Genomic DNA, 7,188 nt, shown 5'->3' on the forward strand with positions numbered 1-7,188 from the left:
ACAGGGTGTGGATTACTTAGTGTTATTGGCTGTGTGTATTCCATCGACGTTTATTGCTTGTTTAATTGGCGCTGCAGTTGCGTCTATGCTCGGCAAGCCGCTAGCACAAGATCCTATTTATCAGCAGCGTTTAGCCAGTGGATTGGTGAAAACCCGTGGCGAAACTCAAGTAACGTTATTACCGGGCGCTAAGCGATCGGTAGCCATATTCTTAATTGCGATAGTAGCGGTGATGTCTTACGCCACCGCAATCTCTGACAAGGTCGGCTTAATTACGCACCCAGTACTGTCACGCGATGTGGCGATTATGTTGTTTATGCTATCTGCCGCTGCAGCAATAACGTGGTTTTGCCGTTTAGATGCCAGCAAGATTTCTAATGCTTCGACCTTTAAGTCAGGCATGTCGGCGTGTATTTGTGTGTTAGGTGTAGCCTGGTTGGGCGACACTTTTGTGTCTAACCATATTGACGAAATTAAAGACGTTGCTGGGACCTTACTTCAAAGTCAGCCTTGGCTGTTATCGGTAGCGTTATTTTTTGCCTCAATGTTATTGTATTCACAAGGTGCGACCACTAAAGCATTAATGCCAGCTGCATTAGCAATTGGGGTGAGTCCATTAACGGCTATAGCGTCATTCGCAGCGGTTAGCGCGTTATTTGTATTACCTACTTACCCAACGTTGTTGGCTGCAGTAGAGATGGACGACACTGGCTCAACGCGGATTGGCAAGGCGGTTTTTAACCACCCATTTTTGATCCCTGGCGTAGTGACAATTACATCGAGCGTGTTATTGGCCTTTTTGTTTGGCAGCCTAATGTTGTAAGTCACATTAGAAACGATAGTAGATATGTAGATAGTAGAGCAGGCAGAGTGGTTGGCATGAGAACGGCTAGTCGAGTTGATAGCCCTTGTGCTCAACATTGGCTTTAATCAAATTAATCAACTGCAACGTAGCGTAGGTTTGTGTATCTGGGTTGAGGTATAGCGATTCATTAAACATGGGCAGTATAGGTAATCCATGTTCAATCGGGTCTAGCACCTGCATTTGGTCAGTGATTCTAAATTCGGCTATTGGCGCAATCACTAAGTCATTCTCAACTGCCATGCACAAGGCTTGTGGTGATGGAGTCGACAGCAACACATTAATAGGTCGCATTGAGAGTCGATGGTTAGCAAACACTTGCGCTCTTATCGGACAATTTTCTGGGTATAATCCCATCGGAATCGTTTTGCGCTTATGAGCGTTGCCTTCGACCGCCGAAACCCATTTAAAACGACGTGTGAAGAGTAACTCGCCGTTCGTAGGCACTTGCCAATGGGTTGCCACAATGACGTCAAATTCCCCTTGGTGTAAGCGTTTGTATAAATTGCCACTTACGTCGGTGTCGATAACAAGCTCTATGCTCGTAAATTCACGAATAAATTCTAACAAGCAGCTGCTTAAGTAACATTTTATAAAATCGGTGGGTACACCAAGGCGGATCACTTCACGATTTTGACAATCTTTTAACTCATCAATAGCTTGCGAATTAAGTTGCATCATTTTATAGGCGTAGTTAAGCAGCGTTTCACCAGACTCGGTCAAGGTGACGCCTTTGTTGTCTCTAATCAGCAAGGTTTGGCCGACACTTTCTTCAAGTTTTTTAACTTGTAGGCTAAGTGTTGATTGGGTTCGGCAAATTTTATCGGCTGCTTTAGACAAGTTGCCGCATTCAGCAACAGCAATAAAACTTTCAAGTAATTCTATTTTTAACATGGGCTATTGAATAAGTTCATAGTGGTATCAGTATTACTCAATAAAGGGTATCCACAAAGCTTGCTATAGTGTAAGTGTGAACTGTTAACGCTTTATTAACCCAAATAAGATGAGGCCCGAAATGAGCAGCTGGGAACAACGTGGCAACTATCTGATAGAAGTATCACAACGTTGTTTAAAGGGGCGTAAAACCTTTGATTTGTGCCGCTCGCATTTAGTCCAAGCTAGCCAGATATCCAAAGGCACAATCTACAATCACTTTACTTCAGAAGCAGACTTAATTATTGCCGTTGCCTGTGCAGATTATCGCCATTGGCTGATGCAAGCTGAACAAGACAATCAACAGTATAGCGACCCTTATTTACGGTTTATTTTTCATCATTGCCAGCGTTTGTATCGTATTTTGTCTGAGCAAGCATTTGTCATTGCCCGAGTGGTTCCTAACGAAGCCATTTTATCACAAGCTAGTGATTACTATCGTGAGCGCTTTGAGCGGGTTCTTGAGCAATATCAGCAGTGGAATGCACAAACCTTAATGGAAATTGGTGAGGTCAGTGGCTTTAACCGCAGTGAGTTACTGTGTGACTATTTACGCGGTGCGATGATCAATAGCGATGATGCGCAAAAACATTACAACGATGCAGAAATGTACTATCAACATAGTTTTGCCATGACACAACTTATGGGGCATTCACAAAAGCGGCCCCCTAACATTAAGGTCTTTTTGCAGTGGTTAGCTGAAAAACAGACAGAAAAAACGTTAGTTGTTGGGTAATAATCATCCTTTATCTCATAAGGTTATTTAGCGTTAGAACGATGTTTTCAAGGTAAAAGGCACATATTGCTCTAGCGCCTAAAATGCCAGAATCAGGCCAGAGTCATACCAAGTTTTATCATCTGGCAGCATCGTATAATCTAAGTATTATAGGATGCTGTTTGTAAGTATGAAGCTTATGCTTTTTACTTGATAGTTATTGATAGTTATTGATAGTTATTGATAGTTATTGATAGTTATTGACCAAGTCTTGGTCATGTTCTTGAATGAAATCTTCCATAAACCAAGCACAAAAAGTGTGTCGCCCGTCGACTGTCGCTTTACCGTAAATGGATGAAGCTTGTTGTCTTACTGTTTTTTCTTTGGTTTGACGTACTTCGGCAATCTCTTTAAAGCTAAGGCCTTTTAACAATAAAAATGCCACTTGTTGTTCGCTTTTGGTAAAGCTCCAAGTATGAAATTGGGTCGATACGGCTTTACTGTATTCTTGTCTTGCAGAGCGCATATGGCTCGACATATTGTCGATTTTTTTATCTGCATTGATGAGCTGTTTGGCTAATTTTTTTGTTTCGCGTGAGCGACGAATTAAATCATAACTCAAATAGATTGTTCCAATAGCAGTTAACAACACCAGTATGCTTTCTTGCAGTATGTGCAATTCTGGAACGCCCAATTGGGTGTCGGCGATGATGTCAAAAAGTTTAAACAACATGTTTAATCCCAGCAAAGAGATAATGACAACATCCTTCATGAAAACTCCTAAATAAACGTAATATCAATCAATTAATTTATAGGGCATCCGTACCATAGAGCCATTTATGATACATATACCCGACGATTTTCAGGCTGCTAACTCCGACAATAAAGACATACTGTATTATTCAAAGAAACGTCTTATGTTTAAAAATCAGTTTGGTATCAATATAGGTTTGTTGGCAGTGTTTATCTGTAGTATTGGCCTTGGCCATGCTGCTGAAAATACTGAGTTGGCACAGCTACTCAACATGAGCCAGGTCCTATTAAATAATCCTACCCAAACGAGTAATCGCCCCTTAAGCAATGAAGCAAATTTCACCAGTTCGACGTGGCTTAACGGATTACCCAATATCAGTATAAAGCACCTCGGTAGCATCGATAATAGTAACATTCATGAGCAAGAACTTTCACTTAATTTGCCCATAAAATCACCGAGTTTATATACAAGCGATAAACAGCTAAAGCAATTCACGCAAGCCATAGTGGATCAACAACGAGCCTTACAAGGTTTGTATCTATCGGGCTTACTAAGACAAAGTTTGTGGGATCAACGTTTAGCCTCGGTAAAGCTTTCTCAGCTTATACGTAAAGCAACATTACTCAATAAATTGTACGCCCAACAAAAACAATTGGCTGAGATTGGAGAGTTGCCCATTGCCAATTTTTTATTGCTGGAGCGAGAGTTAGTCGACATTGACCTTGAGAAAATAACCATTATTCAGTCAAAAAATGAAGCGATGACCTTATTTACTCAACTAACTGGCCAAACAGATATACCGCAGGATATTGCCGAAACTGCCCGTCCATTAGTGGGTACTTCTCAGACAGAAAATGATCTGACACAACATCCATTATGGCAATTACAGCAACTGCAACAGCAACAACAAATGCTGATAATTAACAGCCAACAAGCTGGCGAACAAGACCCGTGGACAGTGTCATTAACCGCCAAAAATACTTCAGATGGTATCGTTGATGATAAGCAATTGGGTATTGGTATCACAGTGCCTATCACGTTTGGTTCGGCGTTATCACAAAGCGAATTGTCTGGATGGCAACAATCCCATGCCGAACAAATGATTAATCGCGATCGCACTTATTTGGAGCTAACCAACCAGCTTAAAATATTGCGTCAGCAACAACAAAATCTACTCGATCAACAAGCTTTACTCACCCGTGCTTTATCGCTTAGTCGCACCATTACCGAAGAACTTGCCAAAGTAAAAGATCAAAGCCAAGTCAGTTATGAGGTGTGGCTGCGCCGATATATGGACGCCCTCGATACTGAGTCACGTTTGGCCATTAATTTGGTCATGCAACAGCAACTTCATTCCCAGCAACTTCAAGCTTTAGGTATCTCATTATGATGGTCAAATACGGCGTATGCCTCAGTTGTTTATTTGCCAGTATTTTCAGCCTAGCTCAGGCAGAATCTATTGATATCAAGTCATTAGGAAATATTCAGCTTAGCTATGCGCAGCCGCAAAAAGTAGCCAGCTACGAAGGCAGTGCATTACCGGCACACATTAGCATGTTACCCGGTAGCGAATATTGGGTCAGTACTCCGGAAAATATTCAGCAAGTCAGTTTTTTGGTCACTCAAGGACAAATGGTCACCAAAGGCCAGGCGATCGTTAGGTTAACGGGTCCTGAAGTGTTTCATTACCTCGCCCAAGTCGAGGCTGCGAGCAATTTGTATCAACTGGCTAACACTCGTTATGAACGTAATAAATCCTTATTCAAAAATGGCAGCATTAGTGCTGATAAGTGGCGCGAGATAAGCCAAGACTATTTTGCCAGTTATCTAGAATACGAGCATATGCATCATTTCATGGAGATTGTGCTAAGTACCGATGCTGCAACCGACTCCTTTATTGTCAGTACCCCAATGGCAGGCATGGTGAAATTCAACTTACTTAGTGGCCCATATATGGCGGGATCGCAGCTTTTTTCATTGGTGCCCAGCGACAGTGTGCGTGTCAAAGTTAATGTGCCGATGAGTCAGTCTTTATCACTTTCTGCAGTGAACATTAACCAATGTCATATCGCCATCGATTCCATTTCGGCAATCGCAGATGGCGCATTTGTTACTGCATGGTCATTGCCTGTGCCAAAGGAGTGTAACTTACTCTTAGGTCAGCAACTTACCGTCATTCCTGAGTATCAAAAATCTGTGTATATGTTGCCAAAAAATAGTGTGTTTAGTTGGGACCAAGACAGCCAAATATTGACCAAAACAGGCGAGACATTGACGTCCCTCACGATTGATATTTTAGGTTCTACACCAGAGCAATACATTGTTGCCAGTGACCAAGACCTCAGTAAAATTGAGGTGTTAGCGGAATCGGTTGCGGCAGTCAAAGGGATATTACTTGGCTTAGGAGGCGAATAATATGCTGACATCGGTGATCCGATTTTCGCTTACTCAGCGTTTATTTGTGTTAATTGTGGCGCTGTTTCTAATGTTAGCCGGTGTTCGTTCTTGGTATTCCATTCCATTAGATGCCTTTCCTGATATTTCGCCAACACAAGTGAAAATCATCTTAAAAGCGCCGGGGATGACACCTGAAGAAATCGAAGCGCAGATTACGGTGCCGATTGAAACTGAGCTGTTAGGCATTCCCAATCAAGCGATTCTGCGCTCTACCACTAAATACGCTATCAGCGACATCACCCTAGACTTTGTTGAGGGCACCGACATCTATTGGGCTCGTCAGCAAGTTAGCGAGCGCATTTCTGCTGTGTGGGGGAGTTTTCCTGAAGGGGTTACTGGTGGTGTAGCGCCGATGAGTACACCGCTGAGTGAAATTTTTATGTTCACTTTGGAAAACCCTAATCTGTCATTGATGGAAAGGCGACAGTTATTAGAGTGGGAAATTCGTCCTCTTTTACGCACCGTTGTGGGCGTGGCAGATGTCAATATTTTAGGCGGTTATGCCAAAAGCTTTAGCATCAATCCAAATCCTGCAGCTATGTCTGCGGCGGGCATTAGTTTTGCGGCTTTGCAACAGGCTATTGTCGAGAATAATCATAATGAGGGCGCAGGTAAACTGACCATTGGTACTGACACTATTATCGTCCGCGCCGAAGGCCGTATTGACGACATTGATGAGTTACGACAGTTAGTTATAAAGGCTGATGATGCCAAGGTTTATCGTTTGAATGATTTGGCTGATATTCAGATTGGTCATTTAGCCCGTTATGGTGCCGTGACTAAAGATGGTCACGAAACGGCAGAAGGATTAATCATCGCGTTAAAAGATGCCAATACGGATCAGGTGGTTAAAAATATTAAACAAAAGGTTGAACAAATCAGCCTGACTTTGCCAAAGGGCAGTCAAATCAATACCTTTTACGATCGGGCGAATTTGATTAATACTGCAATCGGGACCATTTCTAATGCACTATTTGAAGCGGTGGTATTAGTGATCGTGCTACTGGCATTGTTTTTAGGCAATGTGCGTGCTGCGTTAGTGGTTTCTCTTTCTTTGCCTCTCGCTGCCTTGATGACCTTTTTAATGATGGATTTTTTCAATTTATCTGCGAACTTGATGAGTTTAGGCGGCTTAGTTATCGCCATCGGTATGTTAGTGGACTCCTCGGTGGTGGTGGTCGAAAACATGGTTAACCTCATCGCGACTAAACAACGACTGCCACGACTTCATCTCATTTTTCGTGCCACGAAAGATGTCGCCATTCCCGTCGTATCAGGTACAGCTATTGTGATGATCGTATTTTCGCCATTGCTAACCTTAACTGGGCTCGAAGGTAAGCTTTTCACTCCCGTGGCGGTCACTATTGTATTTGCGATGCTGTCTGCTCTGGTGCTATCACTGACGGTTATTCCTGTTATGGCGTCTTATTTAGTCAATGAAAAGGCAGCCAAAGAACCAAAAGCAAT

General features: G+C 42.6%; 7 protein-coding genes. 5 read left to right on the top strand and 2 right to left on the bottom strand.

Annotated elements, in window-relative coordinates:
• Positions 1–823: anaerobic C4-dicarboxylate transporter family protein (locus tag CXF78_RS06110; RefSeq protein ID WP_180957062.1), on the top strand; the 823-nt coding region annotated here is incomplete at its 5' end.
• Positions 824–889: 66 nt separating this feature from the next.
• On the opposite strand, the gene CXF78_RS06115 is transcribed toward CXF78_RS06110, so the two are convergent.
• On the bottom strand, positions 890–1,756 hold the full coding sequence (locus tag CXF78_RS06115; RefSeq protein WP_011639301.1) for a LysR family transcriptional regulator: 867 nt from the start codon (positions 1,754–1,756) through the stop codon (positions 890–892).
• Positions 1,757–1,877: 121 nt separating this feature from the next.
• Between CXF78_RS06115 and CXF78_RS06120 the strand changes: the two genes are divergently transcribed.
• Complete coding sequence (locus CXF78_RS06120) at positions 1,878–2,531, top strand: TetR/AcrR family transcriptional regulator (RefSeq protein ID WP_102036270.1); 654 nt, start codon at positions 1,878–1,880, stop codon at positions 2,529–2,531.
• 226 nt (positions 2,532–2,757) lie between these two features.
• On the opposite strand, the gene CXF78_RS06125 is transcribed toward CXF78_RS06120, so the two are convergent.
• Positions 2,758–3,282, bottom strand: a complete 525-nt coding sequence (locus tag CXF78_RS06125) for a helix-turn-helix transcriptional regulator (RefSeq protein WP_011639299.1) — start codon at positions 3,280–3,282, stop codon at positions 2,758–2,760.
• 145 nt (positions 3,283–3,427) lie between these two features.
• Between CXF78_RS06125 and CXF78_RS06130 the strand changes: the two genes are divergently transcribed.
• The 3 genes from CXF78_RS06130 to CXF78_RS06140 all read left to right on the top strand — a co-directional run.
• Positions 3,428–4,654 carry a metal transporter gene (locus CXF78_RS06130; RefSeq protein WP_102036271.1) on the top strand — a complete coding sequence of 409 codons (1,227 nt, stop codon included), beginning with the start codon at positions 3,428–3,430 and terminating at the stop codon, positions 4,652–4,654.
• On the top strand, positions 4,651–5,679 hold the full coding sequence (locus CXF78_RS06135) for an efflux RND transporter periplasmic adaptor subunit (RefSeq protein WP_102036272.1): 1,029 nt from the start codon (positions 4,651–4,653) through the stop codon (positions 5,677–5,679). Before CXF78_RS06130 ends, CXF78_RS06135 begins: the two co-directional genes overlap by 4 nt.
• 1 nt (position 5,680) lies before the next feature.
• Positions 5,681–7,188 (top strand): efflux RND transporter permease subunit (locus CXF78_RS06140; protein ID WP_145991382.1); only part of this gene is annotated, 1,508 nt, incomplete at its 3' end.

Source organism: Shewanella sp. 11B5 (genome assembly GCF_002836795.1).
Taxonomy (GTDB): Bacteria; Pseudomonadota; Gammaproteobacteria; order Enterobacterales; family Shewanellaceae; genus Shewanella; species Shewanella frigidimarina.